Raw genomic sequence first — 16,909 nt, forward strand, 5'->3', positions numbered from 1 at the left:
CACAAACGACCTGCTGCATCTGCGACTGTTTTCAACAACGACGACTGCATTAACCGAGATTTTTCTGCGAGAACTCCGCGAAAAACACGATGTCGAATCCGCCGTGTTTCTAGTCGATGGCGTTCAACACCTCCAAACTGCGCTGGCCAGAGCTTGGATCCGATTTCAAACCGAACGGCTCTGGTGAATCGCTGGACAGCGTCGGCTTCGACCGTCAGAACTAGTGGAATGAAGCGGGAAACCGCCGATGCCTATGTCGAAGATCTCCCGCTTCACGAAGAAAGCGGTTCAGTTAGCTAAAAATGCTGTCGGTGGCCGAGGCGAAGTCGCCGCCCCCGAAGGGGGTGGCGGCTTCGCCGACTACGCTGTCGTATCGCTCCATTGTCTTCGAGTTTACTTGGAGAAGTCCTACCGTGAGACGTTAGATCTGCTGAGCGAGATGCCACATATTCTCGGGGAGATCGGCCTCGACGCGGCCGATCTCCCGCATCACTCGACGCTAGTGAAATGGTTTGACAGGATCAAGACAGCACTCTGGCGAGTGCTACTGCGCCTCTCGGCGCAGCTGCACGATCCGAGCGGTCACGCCGCGATCGACGCGACGTTTTTCGACCGCGAAAACGCCAGCAAACACTACTGCCGCCGGACGAATTACCGTGTTCAGACGCTCAAAACAACTGCTCTCGTGGACACAGAAAGCCAAGCCATTCTGGACGTTCACTGTACGACCGAGAAACGCCACGACACGCAGATCGGCTGGCAACTCGCCCTCCGCAACGCTGGCGAGATTGCCAGCCTCGCCGCTGACAAAGGCTACGATTGGCAGCGCTTACGCGAGAAATTACGCGAAGACGGCGTGAGACCGCTGATCAAGCATCGTGAGTTCCGGCCCATCGATCACGCGCATAACGCGCGGATCGATGGGCCTCGATACCGTCAACGAGCGATGTGTGAGACGGTTTTCTCGACGATCAAGCGCACGCTCGGCGACGCCGTGCGTGCGCGATCTTGGTACGGTGAATTTCGTGAACTCGTCCTGATGTGTGCGGTTCACAACATCAAGCAGGCGGTGAAACCGTGAAATCACGCTACGTCTGGCGATTCACCACGGCCAACCGAACGGACTGGAAATCGGAACGCCATCGAGCGAATCTTTCGAGAACTCAAACGCCGGACTTCCTCGTTCTCGAACTGTTTCAGCCACGTTCAGCCTAAAACCGCTGAAAACTGGCTTCAAGCATTTGCTGCCTGGTTCAATGCTCCAAACTAAACACGACTCCGCTCCCGCTGCCAACATTCAAGCGTAGCAGTCTCAAAATTCTGTTTGAGGTGGTCTGAGAGTAGCATAGGCCACTAGCTCATCGACCTGCTCATTTCTTAACTAGACAGTGCCCATAATTACTGAACTATCTAAAATTGGAGTAGTATAGCCTGACCAAGACTGTGTAGTCCTCTACCATATTGTATCGGAATCGCGACTTTGGACGGAATTGAAAAAATTCGGCCTGTTGAATCCTATTTATTCGAAACTATCCGTGGTAAACAGCATTGAATAGTTCGTGCGTTAACGATAGGGCCAGTTTTTTTGTAGGCCTCAGATTACCAGTGTAGTATGTCGTCTGGTTCCTCGCTTCGAAACTTCCTCCCGCAAGAACCAATTCTGTTCTTTAGAATCGCTCGATATGCTTGTTACGCGCTCGTAGTGTTCGCAGTAGGTGCCCTCTTTGGTGAAATTATATTTGGTACTCTCGATCTTTTTACGGGCGCTATTCACCAGATTTTCGGGGCACCTCTCAGTGAGATGTGGAGAGAATCACTCAGTTTTGTACGGCAAGCCGTTAGAACGTTTGCTCTGCTTGTTTCGTTGGGAGTGTTCCTCACTCAATTTGAATAATACTGGTGGGGTCATACCTTATAAAATAACTATAGCGTCTTGTCGAGCTTGTGAACCAAGCAGATGAGAGTTATTTCACGGAACTGTTTCCACCAGTGACGAGAGCGGACGAAGGAACCAAACTTACGTTTGAGACGCGATTTCACCGTTTCGTTCTGACTCCGCTGGCCGTACAAGTCAGCGTCCAACCGTGCATTCCACGCTTTATGGAGTGACGAAAACTCACGGTGCTTGATGAGTGGACGAACACCCTCTTCACGGGCTAGTGAGCGAATTTTATGGTCATCATAGCCCTTGTCTCCGAGAAGAACCGCCACCGCGTTGGTATTCCGCTTGAGAAGTGAAGGAGCGATCTGCGAATCGTGTTTTCGCGTTGTTGTAACGTGCAAATCGAGGATGGCATTCACGTCTGTATCGACCAACAACGTGACTTTCAACTGTTGAATTTTCAGCTTCGTCCGCTTCGTGTAGTGTTTCGAAGCTTGACTGCGGTCAAAACCGGAGGCATCGATACCAACGACACCACTGGCCGGGAGGTGTGTGACCAAGAGGTTGAGAAGGACACGCCACACGGCCATATCGAGTCGGTCGAACGCTTTACACAGCGTTGAGTGACACGGAAGCTCCTCAAGACCGATTACTCTTCGAATACGTGGTATTTCGATGAGTTCGTCGAGAAGCATCCGGTACGTCGTATTCTTCCGTACTTTGAGACAAAGTAAGACGATGTGCTGGTGGAGTTTGTACCGGCGTTTCGAGAATTTCGAGGAGTAGCGAGCGACGGGCTCGTCGGGCTAAGTGAAATGCCTGCTCAACGAACTGGAGTAACCGCGATTTTGGGAGGGATTACATCCGGTCAAACTATAACTCTCTGAGGATTTCAACAGAGCCAAAAATTCTCGAATGGAGGCGAGGAATCCATATACATATATATGTATATATTTTATGGGCACTGTCTAGTTAGCGCAGTTTGAGGAACGAGCAGGTCATTGAGTATCTTGTCCAGAGATGCTCGCAGACCTGCTCGACAAGGACTTAGATGGTGAGTTAGATGAATGTTGGGAGCGTGAGCGGACGGCGACGCCCGTCAGGGCGTTCGCCGTCCGGCTCCACGCAACCGGATGTTCACTCAGAGAAACAACAACGATTCTCGCTGAATTAGGCGTTGAACGGTCACATCAAGCGGTTTGGCAATGGGTACATCGGCTGGCTGACAGCGTTCCTGACCCGCCGTCGGCGCAGCCGACGCGGGTCGCGGTTGACGAAACTGCTGTCCGAATCAACGGTGAGCTGTCTTGGGTATATGCTGCAATAGACCTCGACTCAAAGTTGCTGCTCGGCGTCGATCTCTTCGAACGACGAGGAACCGATCCAGCGACTGAGTTTCTCCGCGAACTCGCCGAGAAACACGATCTTTCGGACACTGAGTTCCTTGTTGATGGCTATGGGTATCTGACTGCCCTCTTTCGAGTAGACTTGAGCGGTCACCTCGACTACGTAGACCGAAACCTCATCGAAAAGTGGTTTCACACCCTCAAAATGAGGATTGACCGCTTTCATCACTCCTGGGTCGGCAGTCAGGCTGCCGTCGCCCAGTGGCTTGCACAGTTTGTGTATTACTATAACTTTCAACGACCGCACCAAGCGTTAGATAATCAAACGCCAGCTGAGGCTGTTAACTAGACAGTGCCATTTTATGGAAAGATTAAATTAACCAGATGATCTGTTTTTTTTATATGTACTCGAATGTGGGTGCTCATCGTGAATAGTAACGATCGTTCCATCGTATCATTCGCGATGCTCTCGCACGCAATGGTACACGTGTATGAACTGTCGATTCCCATCTTTATGGTGATTTGGCTGACCGAGTTTTCAGTGACAACGGCAGTTCTCGGAGCGGTTGTCTCCATTGGCTATGGTCTCTTCGGCGTCGGGGCACTCCCTGCAGGCGTCCTTGCAGATAAATTCAGGGCCCGTAATCTGGTGGCCGTTTGCCTTGTAGGAATGGGGTCGTCATTTTTACTTTTGAGTTTCGCTCAGAACGTCGTTATGATCGTGGTAGCTCTCTGTGTTTGGGGGGCTGCTGCAAGCATTTATCATCCAACGGGACTCGCCCTCATCTCAAAAGGCGTTGAAGCACGGGGAACAGGCTTCGCGTTCCACGGTATGGCGGGGAATTTGGGGATAGCCCTTGGACCCTTGCTAACCGCTGTCCTGTTATTATTTTTCGATTGGCGGTTAGTCTCCGTACTGTTAGCGCTTCCCGCTGGCGTCGTGGTAGTTTACGCGTTCAGCATTACCTTTGACGAAACGACTGTCGTACAAACTACCAGTGGCGAAGTAACAACTGAACGAGAAGTGCGGTCGCTGGGGGAATTCGTCTCTGATAGTAAGATATTGTTCACAGGCGGATTTGTCCTCGCCTTCTTCGCAGTGATGATGAATGGGCTATTCTACCGGAGCACGTTGACATTCCTCCCGGATGTGTTAAGCGGAGTGCTCCCGCCGGTTACAAATTATTTTCAGGTATTCGGGCCTGAGTCGCAACTGGCCGGAGAGTTCGATCTAGCGTCGTATGTGTACTCTGGGTTGTTGTTGGTGGGTATAGGGGGTCAGTATGTCGCGGGGAAACTTACCGACCGTATCCATCCGGAAGCCGGACTGGCTGCGGTTTTTGGCGTTTTGGCCCTCGTTGCGGTGGTATTCGTCCCCGCATCGAAGAGAGGGACAACAATGACACTCCTCGTTAGTGCTCTGCTTGGATTCCTCATATTTGCCCTACAGCCATTGTATCAGGCTACCATCGCGGAATACAGTCCACCTGATGAGCGGGGGCTTTCCTACGGGTACACGTACCTGGGCACATTCGGCATCGGTGCAGCTGGAGCGGCAATCGCAGGATATCTCCTCACGGTGTTGACCGTCGGTGAGACCTTTACTATGCTTGCTGTTTTTCCATTGATCGGCGCTCTTCTAGCCGGAGCCCTTTGGTGGGTGGAGGAAACATAGCTTGGTTAGCCCGAATCTTCCTGAATCCATACTTTGGGTGGGGGTTTACACACGATCTGTAAAGAAGGTCGATTATGCAGTGCGAAGCGTTTGAAGAAGGCAGAATCGCCGGAACTCCTCATAGTGGTTAGTAGACACAAAACAAGGACTTTTGTCGTGGGATACCGCCGGAGACCTGATTAATCAACCTCCCGGAAGGATCTCGTGCGCGCAAAACTAGCAGTTGATTCGGTGTTAGCCTCGGCGCGAGCCGAAACCAACCAAGTGAGCAAACCGCGCTGACCGCAATAAAACAAGAGACCTCGAAGCCTTGTCTGGGCTATGAGTACTGGCTTCGTGGCATAACCAGAGCCGTCCGTCACCACACTCAGATTCTACCCTTCCGGATTGATCGACCCGGCTGACATCTGTCGGGTAGCCCCCGGCTTTAGCCGTTCGAGCAAGTCATCTACCCAACACCCCCGATATTTTCCAATTCTCCCTCCTCTCGATATTCGAATGTTTTCGTTTCTATGCGACGGAGTACCGTTTCGGTCACCAAAATAATTGAAAGAATGATAATCGCCCAAGCCCATGCCTCCTGGTATCTGAACGCGTCAAATGTCTCATACACCTTAACCCCGACCCCGACACTGGAAGCAAACAGTTCGGCGATCAGAATCGACTTGAAGGTTAGACCCAAGCCGAATCGCGCAGTGGCGAATAGTTCTGGAGCGACATTTGGGATGATTATCCTCCGTATGGTTCTACTAGTTGACAAATCAAACGAATTTCCCATCTGGATTAGTTCCGTATCAATGTTCTCAGTGGCCCTCCAGAAAAGGATTGTAGGAAACGGTACAGCACCTAGCACCGTTATCGTAACAGCCGAGATATCGCCGAATCCAATCGCAATTACCACCCCTACTCCCCATATAACACCTGGAAATACCATCCCGATAAGCGCATATGGTTTCAGGAAACTCTTCCAGTAATTGGTACTACCCATAATAATACCTATAGTAAGGCTGATGAAATAAATAATGAAAAAAGCGATAAAAACTCGTTTGGATGTCGCCGCAAGGTGTTCAATAGCTGTGCCCGAAGCTACCAAATCAGCTAATATAGTTAATGTTTCGATCGGGGTGGGAATCAGTCCTTCAGATGAGGTTCTAGCCATATACATCCAAATGGAGAAGATAATTACTGCCTGGATCATATGCACTGCCAATTTGTTAGTTGGCCGGAAAAATGAATTAATGGACCTATTCACTATCTTGGAGGCATCCGACGCGAAGCGTGTTGATTTCGAACTCATAATTTATAACCCCATTGCTGTCGAGACATCGTCTTTGTAATCGAACAAGTACGAGTCAAGATATCTGAATACGAAATATTCTACAGCCAGTATAATCATAATAAAAATCAATGTCCAACTAATCAAGCCTGTCATTGAGAACTTATTGAGTTGTAACTGAATCATAAATCCCAATCCATCTTCTGATGCAATAAATTCTGCAAGGGTGATAATCTGCCAGGTACCGGCGAAAGAGAGCCGTGCTGCAGCCAGTATTTGTGGTAATATTGATGCAATCACTATCCGACGCGCGATTCTCCATTTCGAGAGCTCGAACGAATCACCCATCTCAACCAGATCACTGTCAATGTCTTTCACCCCTTCATACATAATCTCAATGTTGTAGGGGATAGCCACTACAATACCGGCCATAATCGGGCTGATCTCTGAAAGCCCAAATTGCATCACGATGAGCAAAACGATCAACAGGGTCGGAATGGACAGGCCCGCAATCACGAAATCTTTGATCACCTTTTCCCAGAACGATGTGAAGCCCATAACTACTGAAATGATCACGGCGATCAGAATCCCGATAACCCAGGCTATCAAGATTCTGGACATTGTGGCTATTGTGTGCGGCACCCATTCCATACTAATGATCAAACTCTTCGTAAATGTGAACACTGCAACAGGGGAAGATATGATACTTTCCAAATCCAAAAATATTGACGCTGCAGCCCAGAAGACTAGCAGAGCGAGGAATGATTGAATGGCGATTACCCGGTTGTCACGAAAAAGCAACCCAGTTAGTGTCTTAGTCTCACTCATTTTTAATATTCAAACAGATAGATTGGAATGCTTATTTTATCTCGTCCACTTGTTTCATTTCGACGTAGTCCCGCCAATCCTTCATCATATATCCAAGATCGACCGAGTCATCAATAAATTTCTTGTGGGCGGCTATTATCTCATCAGTTAGGTAGGGATTCGTCCAGTAGCCTCTATCGTGTTCCCAAAGCTCGTATTTCTCGCCGTATTTAGCAGAAAGATCCTTCCCGTCCATCCAGTCGATATAGAAACTGTTCTGTCGATCTGTTTTTTGTCCGGTGAAATCCTTGATATTGTCCCACTGTTTAATTTTTTCAGCTTCCTCTTTACGGAATTGGAAAGCTTCTTTCATCGCCTTCGCGAAAGCAACATACCCCTCACGGTGCTCTTCAAAGCTTTCCTGTCTGCATGTGAATGAATTAAACATCAGCGGAGCTTCATATCCAACCTCTGTCGCCATTTCAGCTATGGTATATACAGGGAGGATTTTGATTTCGGGTAGAATCTGTTCGACGTAACCGGGAATGTGAGGACCGATGTTTCCAATGGTGACATCTCCTCTTACGAGAAGCTGCGCAACAGATTCGTTGCTCGTATTCTGCATCTGGAACGGAGTATCTGCATCCGGGCCAAATGGAATTCCCCACTCGTTAAGCAGCCGAATATGGAAGGGGATGTCACCTGATTGCCAGCCGGCAAACCCAAAGACTGCGTTATCTTCGGCGAGCGCCTGCATAGTAGCTTTCGCACTACCTGTTTCTCTTATAGTATGATCTGCGCTAGCGTCCATATGGATCCCGTCAATGAATCTCATGGTTTTTCCGAATGTAGTAGATTTAATTCCTTGGGCGTCAGCTAATCGGACTGCCTCCATCGGATTCCCTTGGAATAGATCCACGTTGTTGGAAGCATATAGGGTTGGCCCATCCCAGGTTTCTCTTAGTTCATAATCATATCCGGCTTCGTCCATATATTGTTCGAGTAACCCAGTATCTCTGAGGTGCTGAGCCGTCATCGCAAAGATTCCGACTGGAGCCTGCGCAAACGTTAGTTTTGGACGATCAGACCGGCTAGTAGTATTCCCACCACCAGACTGTCCATCGCTGCTAGTAGTACTCCCGCCACCAGACTGTCCATCGCCAGTCGATTGACCATTTTCAGCAGAACAACCAGCTAATCCCAAGCTCACACCGACCGCACTCGTTTTTAAGAACTTTCTCCTAGAGGAACTCTGACCTTTGGTATCGTTGGCCATAGAGGACGTTTAGAGTGACAGTATTTATAATTATCCATAATTGGTCTAACCAATAGGGCCTGCGCTCAGTCATTGCTGCCTGATTTCAGTGAATATACCGTTCATTTTGTATCCGGCTCGTTCAGTCTGGCCGACTGCTCAACACCGGCGCAGAAAACCCTTCTAAATGGCCATCTCTTGAGGAAGGATATTTCCCCATTAATCGGATCATAAATTGACCGTTATCAGCGCTGAGATGGGAGGAGCTCAGATGATAGAATGAATAGTCCCTGTTGGGGGTCAGTACAGTAAATGTACCCACGGTCATCCACGACAACGTCTTCGAAAGTAGAAACAAGCTCTTGTTCGGGACGAATCTTTCCAATGCGCCCATCAGGATTATCTGCCACGAAGGACCCAACCTCCGTGGGCGCGAGTGGTTCTGAGATATCGAAAATTCGGAGTCCAGCGTTGAAAAACGTCATAATGAGATAGTCGCTAGTTCGATAGCGTGGACCATTTTCCCGATAGTGATGCTGATTATGCGGACCAAACCGTCCTGGTCGCTGATGATAGGTATCATACTCAAGATCGTCTTCTGGAGTCGGGGTCGGCATAGAGCTCACAATACGGGGGCCTTTGTGCGCCAAGCCGTCGTATCCCACTTTGTCCAGGTCAGAAGCGTCGACAAGGAACACATAATTCAACGGTTCTCCTCCGTCATTAAGCGGCGATTTTTCAACAATAGCCTCGCTATTTACGGCAACCAAATCCGTATCTGGGATGGGAATTGCAGAGTGGGTCCCAATCCAACTTCCGAGATCACCGAAGTCGACCCTGTTTAGAAGTGTTGGCTCAGATACGTTTGAGAGATCGAGAGTAACCATACCTACACTACCATACGACAAATAAGCAACATCCCCATCCCGATAGGCCGGTCCGTGGAAGTAAGTGCGTTCAGTCGCTGATTGATTCGGTTCCTGGCCTTCCCAGCACCATCGAGAGACCTCCTCTGGGTTCTCGGGGTTTGAAACATCGAGGACGACCACTGAATTTCCCTCGTACCCCTCAAGTTGGGCTGACATATAGGCGTATTTGCCTCCATCGTAAAAGTTTCGGTGAGTTCCATCTCCCCCGGTCTTCCAATGGCTGAGCAGTTGTGGATCAGTTGGGTCAGATTCAACATCCCAGATGTAGGCGCCCTCTTTATAAGCAGCGTCAGGGTCCGCTTGCGGACCATCAACAGGGTTACGACGCTCATATGGTTTCTCCAGGGAAGTAATCATCAGCCCATCAGCGACCTGAACTTGAATTGTTTCAGTGTTTGGAGGGCCATCTACCCATCGTATGAATTTGGGGTTTGAGGGATCCGTCACATCGAGGATGGATAGTCCGCTGTGCCACATCCCTGCGACGTATAGCAACCAGCGATCATTGACCTCTTGCAGGGCGATTTTGAATCCAGGCCGACCCTGAAGATTATGATACCCGACGAAGCTTACATTGTGCTGTTCGATAGATTTCATAAGCTGGTCTATATTAATTCACTCAATGTGGCTATAAATAATTATTGGTTATATCCCGAACATAAGTACATACTGAACTCTTGGTCAAGAATTTTGATTGAAACTCATTGGCGGTGGTGCAGAAGTCCTCACAATGAAGCGGTAGGACGAATCTGATGTGTCCAAGACCAGCTCCGTCCTACCGAGTAACGGTACAGTCGAACTGGTCTTCAAAACACTGGAGACAGAGACCACGGCACTGTTCGAACACCTCGATCTGTCTTTCCTCACTGATTATTCCGTGTTCGCCCCCGATCCGAGGGGGCGAACACGGGTTCACGAACCACCAGAATTCCTGAAGGGTGTCCTTCACTGCTTCTATAACGATATTTACGGCCCTCGTCCAATGGCACGGGAACTCCACAACGAGGATGTTTGGCGACAGTGTGGCTTCGAGAGTCCGCCGTCCCGGCGGACACTCTCACGGTTCATCACTGACTTCGAACTCGTCGCCGAAGACGTATTCATCGAGTTAGCCCACGAGCTTGCCGAGCAGGTCCCGCTCGGCAAGCTCTTCCGCATCGACGGAACAGATATCCCGGTTGATCATCGTGACAAGGACGCTGACTGGAACTACGATCACGCAGAAGACGACTACTACTACGGCTACGGCTGCTGTGTCGTCACTGCAGCACACAATATTCCGGTCGCAGCAGCGTTTACTCCGGCGAAGAAAGTCGATGAAGGGACGGCGATGCGCGTCACGCGTGACGCGCTCGCCGTCGAAACTCCACGCTGGTTCCTCGGTGATTCAGAGTTCGATATGCTGGAGTGGCACGACTGGCTGCTGGAGCAGTCAGTCGTGCCGATATCACCGTATAACCCACGGAATACTGACGATCCTCTAGACATAGAATACCGCGTTGAAGAGCGAATCAAAGAACACAGCGACACAGTTCGTCTCTGGCAGCGCCAACTTGACGAGATGTACGCAGAACGCTCACGGATTGAAACAGCGATTGGCGTCTGCAAGAATCTCGGCCTCGGGAACCTATGGGTCCGAGGCCGAGTACGCGTCAAATCACACGTCTTCATCGCTCTTTGCCTTCGATTAGCTGTCGCACTTGCCAATCATCACCGAGGAAACGATGTCGCCAGCCCAATCATCACACTATGAGAACAGTTCTGCACCACCGCTTGAAACTCATTTGGTAATCGATTGGGTGATTTGGAGAACCAACATTTCATAATGGGTGGTTCAGAGGGGCGTGATCTTCGGTAAAATTTCGCCCGGCCGATAATATACATACCTCGTTCTTATCCAAATAGTTCTCTCAAGGCCTGTGAGAGACGATTTGTAGATTTAGAAAAACAGACTTCTACCGTGTTCTCAGCATATTAAGCATATGAGGATACACTTGAGTTTACAAACGTTTCAATAGTTGAAACATATTAGCTGGACCTATGCTACATTTAGGCAGTTCGAATGATTGCATCGCACGGAGCCAATGTAAGCGATGATAAGGCATCAGTACAACTTTGGTCAGACGAAATCCATTTTAAAGCGCGATTTTCGTGCCAATAATTTACATTGGCATAGTTCAATGGCTGAATCTACCTTCGTGGGATGAAGGATCTGACTGTAAAGTATTACAAAACTATAATTGTAATGGGGGAGGGGGAGAAAATACTCCGGGTACGGACATAGATTCTTCTATTAATAGCACAGGCGAACAACGAAATTGTCCTAACTTCGTTTCATAAGATGAACAGCAAAAAAGAATATGAAGTACTGAGATTTGTTTCAGATTGTGAAATCTAACTGACATCGGTACTTTCGGATGAAATAATAGTATGTGGAAAAATTCAAATCTATCCAATCACCGAATGTAATTACCGGATGAAGTGTTAAATATGTATCTGATAGGCGTAGAAACCATTGAAAGAGCCACTGATCGTGAGTGAAATTACTTACAGCGATCCCATCGACACACTGTAACACAGGTTACAACCTCGAGGGGGAATCGATACGAATCCCGCTGAAATTACTGGAGCGTGAAGTACGATATTCCGAAACACGCGTATGCGGGCACGGGAGAGTGATGGACTTCGGACGCGAAGTAACAGAAGAATTGAGATCGTAGCCCGGCCGAACGTGGTCGACCGTGGCTGCTACCCCGCAGCGATGTCGTTACGCTTCTCGTATTCAGGCCTCCAGAGGACCCTATGATCGCAATTGCTGATCACTATGGAGGTATCTATGACCACAAACGGAAAGTACATAAAAATATCCACTTTGAAATATTTTGAGTCCTCGATTAGAACCTCTTTGCCATTGCAAACCACAACGAAGCCACAAAAAAGTACGCGGGAATCATCTACTTCAAGAAAAAGGGAGTTCGCTAATATTCGTGTGTTTATCTAAAGACACGGCCCTATATCACCCGAAACATTATATGATCTCTCTCGGAAAACATAATATGGACGGAACAATTGACCACGTAGTGTTACACGTGAGAAATGTGTATAAATCAGCACAATGGTATATAGAGAATATGGAGTATGAAAATAAAAAAGAGTCCATTGATCATTCGAGTAATGGAGAGTTGACGAGCATATTTCTCGGCCCCCAGAATACCAATAAAGAGGTTGTAAATCTCCGACTAAAAAACCGAAATAAAAGTGATGAACTAAGCGTAAAGCGATCCCGGAAACACATCGCTGTTCGGGTTCCTGAAGGTGAGCTCAACGATTATTATCATCAACTCATACAAAATGGGGTCACAAACTACCGCGATCCTGAGAGTTGTGATAACCGTTTTGCTTTCGTTAAGGACCCCGACGGTCACGAAATCCAGATTGTAGAAAGTGACCAAAGCCCAGTCTGGTCGATCGATCATATTATGATGCCTGTTACTGACCCTGACCGATCACTAGGTTTTTGGATTAGAAACTTCGATTACTATTTAAAAAATCGTGTCGAACTGGACTCGTTCTCGGCTTATTTCGTCAAACCCAGAGGAAGCACTTCAGAAGCAGCAAGTATCGAACTTATTTACGAACCGGATTTACAATTACAGGAGGAAAACAACTTATGGGGACACGTTTCTATCCGTGTAGATGATCTTCTTAAAGACTGGGAGAATCTAATGAATCGTGGAGCCCCAGATCTCCGGAAACCCAAGGACTCAGAGTTGTCTTCCGCACTTACTGCCACGCCTACGGGGCACGAAATCGAGCTCATAGCTAACTGGTAAGATATTCATCTTTGTACCCCGCGAGTTCGTTAAAAACTTAACGTCAACATCGATCTCTTCCACCCCAGCCAAGAAAACTAAATACCGCTATGGACTATCAGGATCCCACAGATTTCCCTCCGTACGCCAGAGATGCTCAGCCAGGTCAAGAAGATCACGTTTCCGAACAACCGCCGCCTGTGCGATGTCCACCCCGATAGATTAACGCGATATCCCCACCCTCCACGAATTGGCATTTGGAATCTACTGTCCTCCCCCAGAGATTCACCTTCTCCGTCCCTGATTCAGTCACAGCATCAATTCCAGCGTCAGGAAAATACCCTCAAACTCCGCTGGATTATGGCCCCTTCACAGACTGCAGATAGTCCTGATAGGTGTCCCCACGTCCAGCTGTAATATTGATATTCACCGTCATTCGTGTGTAAGCGAATAACTACTCGGTCAGAAGAAAAATCATAGGGGGTAAACAGGGATTCTCTCGGTTTCCTAGAGGTCTGAATTTCGATACGAATGTCGGAATTTTTCAGCACTGAACTATCGGACTTAGGAGTAGCCTCCACAACAAAATATGTTATGTCCGAGGCGCATTTCATCTCAAGGTCTGCTTTGATGGGAATACGTGCTATCGGCATTGAAACGGCGAGTCCGTTCGAAGAGCTGCCCGACAACTCGAACGACACCCAGTACTTCGAATTATTTGCCGTCAGCCTCGCGTACGCTGACCTTACACCAGAAACCGAAGAGTTGATTCGGCGCGATGACTGAGACGGTAAGTATACGAGTGTCTCTTTGAGTAGGGTGACGACCGCAGCGTTGAATGTCTCCTCACGAACAACGGCACCTGGTTTGACGGCACGCACTCGCTGAACTGGACCCGCGACATCGACGATAGTGCTGGCCACAACTTCTTGAGACGTACAGAGCCCCTGTTCGAGAACCCGTTGATGTAGCGCTTGCGGCTGCCGACGAGTACGAAGCCGAACTTTGGGAGATCAGCACATCCTTCCTGATTGGAAAGTCTACGACCTCGCCGACATCGACAACGACAGCGTCTGGTACGATGGCTACGACTTCCCCGACACAAATTTCGCTGGGATCGACGTAAAAGCTGTCAAAAGCAGGGATATCGGGCAAGTCCTCGGTGACAAATACAAACAAAACGTCGAAGCTGGTATCGAACACACCAGCGTCCACCAGGAACTCACACCCCTTCTCAAAGACTATTGTCTTAGTGACGTCACAGATCTTATTGACCTATACACAGCACTCGGAGGTCACCGCCTCGACGACACCACCGCAGGACTGCCGCCGACATCGCCTGGTTGTATCGTAGCGCTTCAACGCATTTTGATCGGCGGGCATCGGTCCCACATCGGTCGAATCAATGCAGTAGGTCGAGTCAAACCGTCCGCAGCACGCGGCTTGCTCGACGAGGTGGTTAAAGATCTCCTCACCGACGTGTTTGAGGTCGGTAAGGAAGCGATTGACCGCGGTCGATCGAATCCATAGCTGAGCCAAACGAACGTGTTTTGGAGTGCTCGCGTGACTGGACGTATGCCGTAGATATCCTTGTAGTAGCAGTGGGAGAACGTTTGGAAGAGTTCTGATGCTTGGTGGTCTCGTGTTCGCCCCCGACGAGGGGGCTGTTCACGGGAAACTCTTCGATAGAAACTCTCTTTGACGCCCTCTACAACCTCACTAATGCCTCTCCAATAACCAAACTTTTTATAGTCTCACTCGTAGATGATAATTGAAAATGGCAGAAGAAACAACGCTAGACAGTTCGACTGATTCCGAGTCAATACCTGCTAACGTGGACTCGTCTCATAAAGGAGGTGCAGGGCGTATCAAAGTGGAAGACCTATCTATGGAGTTTGACACAAAACAGGGGCCAGTTACAGTATTCAGTGATATTTCTTTCACCATAGAATCCGGTCAATTTGTGACCCTCATAGGCAAATCCGGGAGTGGTAAGTCAACACTTTTGAATATTATCAGTGGAATCCTTCAGCAATCAAATGGTAGCGTAGTCATCGAGGACTCTGAAGGGAATAAGGCGAAAGTCGCTCATATCTTCCAGTCACCCCGATTACTCCCATGGGACACCTGCACTGAGAATATTGAGCTCGTTCACGAGAATAACCCCGATTTCACAGAGGAATTAGCACACGATTTTCTTGACATGGTAGGCCTATCCGATCAGTACGACAAATATCCAACGCAACTATCGGGAGGCCAAAAACAGCGTGTCGGCATTGCTCGAGGTTTCAGTATTAACCCGGATGTTCTCATGATGGATGAACCGTTTAGTAACCTTGACGAAATCACTGCTGAGAACCTCCGGGAAGAACTCGACCGTATTTGGCGGGAGTTCGGGAAAACGGTCCTATTCGTTACCCACGATATTACTGAGGCAGTCGAGCTCGCCGATCGTATTCTGATGTTGGGTGATGGCAGAATTTATGATGATATGACAATTGATCTGGAACGGCCACGGGATGTAGAATCTGAAGAATTTTTGAGGGTGCGGCAAGACGCGATCAACCGGTTCCACGATATCAATTAAGTAAACCCTCCTATCCCTGGATCAAATGGACAATACCAGAATTTAATTTGGTAGCTTTCCTAACAATGTCGGGTTACGAACTTCTCAACTAAGTCGTATATACATTAAGGGTTTCACGGTGTGCTTATTCGATAAACGCTACCGGACGCACCCAGCCGCCACTACCGTTTTTGATTTTGACTGGGAATGCCGCGAACGGTATATTTGTTCGTCGAGGGAGTTGATTGAGATTAGCCATCTTCTCGATCTGGAAATATTCAACATCACGCCCGACGAAATGAGCCGGGAACAGTTCATTAGTATCACCGGTTTCATCGAAGCGACGCCCCATCTCCGCGAAGGGTTTGTCGAATCCGTAAGCATCGGTTCCGATCAGCTTCACACCTTGATCGATTAGAAACTTCGTCCCTTCAGCGTTCATTCCAGGGTACTCGGCGAGGTACTCAGGCTGACCCCAGAGTTCGTCAGCTCCGGTATGAAGGAGAACAATTTCTCCCTCAGAAAGGTCGTGATCAAGTTCGTCAAGTTGCTCTTTAATTTCGTCCACAGTAATCTCCGTCCGAGGTTCTTTCCACGTGAAATCGAGAACCACTGCGTAGCCTGCACAGGCTGACAGTGGTACTTCGTCGATGGTTTTTGAGGGTTCACCATCCACTTCTGGCCCGTAATGCCAGGGGGCGTCCATATGGGTCGCGGTATGAGGGAAGGCAGTGATCATTTCAGCTGCCATCCCAAGTCCGTCGGGGAAATCTTCAGGGTCGACATCGAACCCCTGATCACGGAGCGCTTTCGAGAGAGTTTCAGCCCCATCCTTATGACTCTGGTAGTCGATTTCAGGAGGCCACGGTTCGCTTGCAATACCGTCTTCAAGTCCGACGCTCAAGTCGATGATTTGCGTGGACTCATTAGCTAACGCTTCAAACATACAGATTGTTCATCTATTGCAGTCGTTATTATTCTTTGCATTACCCAATCGGTCGTGTTAAGTTAAGGATGAAGAGTGAGGCGGTGTGATTTCTTGGTGCTCTATGCCAGAAATCAGCCGCCTCAACGTATGTACAGACTGGATTGACTTTGATTTTGTGGAGCGACAGCGGACACCCGAGCCTGCGATGAAGCTTGGTATTCAATTGCAGTTAGCTGGCCTGTCGCTGTCGAATACCGTCTCTGTCCTCGAAGAGTTGGGTGTCGAGCGATCCCGTAAAGCAATTCACGACTGGGTGCAGAAGGCCGATTTACAGCCCGCAGACGATCGAAGCCCGAATCACGTTGCGATTGACGAAACCGTGATTCAAATCAACGATCAGCAATTCTGGCTGTACGCTGCAGCTGACCCCGAC

General features: G+C 48.9%; 12 protein-coding genes and 5 pseudogenes. 10 read left to right on the forward strand and 7 right to left on the reverse strand.

Annotation, left to right across the window (positions count from 1 at the left end; translation table 11 throughout):
* From ACP99_RS19680 to ACP99_RS20240, 3 genes and pseudogenes are all read left to right on the forward strand, one after another.
* Positions 1-178: pseudogene (locus ACP99_RS19680) on the forward strand (IS6 family transposase); the annotation flags it as partial.
* A gap of 75 nt (positions 179-253) precedes the next feature.
* The gene (locus ACP99_RS17820; RefSeq protein WP_049987882.1) at positions 254-1,081 is read left to right on the forward strand and encodes an IS5 family transposase; all 828 of its coding nucleotides are present in this window, start codon (positions 254-256) and stop codon (positions 1,079-1,081) included.
* Between the two features lie 36 nt (positions 1,082-1,117).
* Positions 1,118-1,270: pseudogene (locus ACP99_RS20240) on the forward strand (IS6 family transposase); the annotation flags it as partial.
* A 653-nt stretch (positions 1,271-1,923) separates the two neighbouring features.
* Here ACP99_RS20240 and ACP99_RS17825 read toward each other — a convergent pair.
* Positions 1,924-2,740, reverse strand: a pseudogene (locus tag ACP99_RS17825) (IS5 family transposase); the annotation flags it as partial.
* 162 nt (positions 2,741-2,902) lie between these two features.
* Here ACP99_RS17825 and ACP99_RS19685 point away from each other — a divergent pair.
* Both ACP99_RS19685 and ACP99_RS17835 read left to right on the forward strand, forming a co-directional pair.
* A complete protein-coding gene (locus ACP99_RS19685) occupies positions 2,903-3,577 on the forward strand; it encodes an IS6 family transposase (protein WP_081927574.1) in 675 nt (224 codons plus the stop codon).
* A gap of 114 nt (positions 3,578-3,691) precedes the next feature.
* Positions 3,692-4,903, forward strand: coding sequence for an MFS transporter (locus ACP99_RS17835; RefSeq protein ID WP_197052513.1), 1,212 nt, complete (start codon positions 3,692-3,694; stop codon positions 4,901-4,903).
* A 448-nt stretch (positions 4,904-5,351) separates the two neighbouring features.
* Here the strand turns inward: ACP99_RS17835 and ACP99_RS17840 are convergent, their stop codons facing one another.
* The 4 genes from ACP99_RS17840 to ACP99_RS20250 all read right to left on the reverse strand — a co-directional run bounded on the left by ACP99_RS17840 (position 5,352) and on the right by ACP99_RS20250 (position 9,767).
* Positions 5,352-6,101, reverse strand: coding sequence for an ABC transporter permease (locus ACP99_RS17840; protein ID WP_049987886.1), 750 nt, complete (start codon positions 6,099-6,101; stop codon positions 5,352-5,354).
* Positions 6,102-6,203: 102 nt separating this feature from the next.
* Positions 6,204-7,007 (reverse strand): ABC transporter permease, encoded by an 804-nt coding sequence (locus tag ACP99_RS17845; RefSeq protein ID WP_081927576.1) that lies wholly within the window; start codon positions 7,005-7,007, stop codon positions 6,204-6,206.
* A 31-nt stretch (positions 7,008-7,038) separates the two neighbouring features.
* Complete coding sequence (locus ACP99_RS20245) at positions 7,039-8,262, reverse strand: hypothetical protein (protein ID WP_156105797.1); 1,224 nt, start codon at positions 8,260-8,262, stop codon at positions 7,039-7,041.
* Between the two features lie 224 nt (positions 8,263-8,486).
* A complete protein-coding gene (locus ACP99_RS20250) occupies positions 8,487-9,767 on the reverse strand; it encodes an LVIVD repeat-containing protein (protein WP_156105798.1) in 1,281 nt (426 codons plus the stop codon).
* A gap of 157 nt (positions 9,768-9,924) precedes the next feature.
* On the opposite strand from ACP99_RS20250, the gene ACP99_RS17865 reads away from it, so the two are divergent.
* From ACP99_RS17865 to ACP99_RS21125, 3 genes are all read left to right on the forward strand, one after another.
* Entirely contained in the window at positions 9,925-10,923 is a 999-nt protein-coding gene (locus ACP99_RS17865) for a transposase (RefSeq protein WP_081927577.1), read from the forward strand.
* Between the two features lie 1,303 nt (positions 10,924-12,226).
* A complete protein-coding gene (locus tag ACP99_RS20255; RefSeq protein ID WP_197052514.1) occupies positions 12,227-13,003 on the forward strand; it encodes a VOC family protein in 777 nt (258 codons plus the stop codon).
* Positions 13,004-13,576: 573 nt separating this feature from the next.
* Positions 13,577-13,768 (forward strand): hypothetical protein, encoded by a 192-nt coding sequence (locus ACP99_RS21125; RefSeq protein ID WP_231554346.1) that lies wholly within the window; start codon positions 13,577-13,579, stop codon positions 13,766-13,768.
* 555 nt (positions 13,769-14,323) lie between these two features.
* Here the strand turns inward: ACP99_RS21125 and ACP99_RS19690 are convergent.
* A pseudogene (locus ACP99_RS19690) lies at positions 14,324-14,646 on the reverse strand (IS5/IS1182 family transposase); the annotation flags it as partial.
* A 113-nt stretch (positions 14,647-14,759) separates the two neighbouring features.
* Here ACP99_RS19690 and ACP99_RS17880 point away from each other — a divergent pair.
* Positions 14,760-15,569, forward strand: coding sequence for an ABC transporter ATP-binding protein (locus ACP99_RS17880; RefSeq protein WP_081927578.1), 810 nt, complete (start codon positions 14,760-14,762; stop codon positions 15,567-15,569).
* Between the two features lie 124 nt (positions 15,570-15,693).
* On the opposite strand, the gene ACP99_RS17885 is transcribed toward ACP99_RS17880, so the two are convergent.
* Positions 15,694-16,494, reverse strand: coding sequence for a cyclase family protein (locus ACP99_RS17885; RefSeq protein WP_049987893.1), 801 nt, complete (start codon positions 16,492-16,494; stop codon positions 15,694-15,696).
* 103 nt (positions 16,495-16,597) lie between these two features.
* Between ACP99_RS17885 and ACP99_RS17890 the strand changes: the two are divergent.
* Positions 16,598-16,909, forward strand: a pseudogene (locus ACP99_RS17890) (IS6 family transposase); the annotation flags it as partial.

The sequence above is a fragment of the Halobellus rufus genome, assembly GCF_000739575.1.
GTDB lineage: Archaea > Halobacteriota > Halobacteria > Halobacteriales > Haloferacaceae > Haloquadratum > Haloquadratum rufum.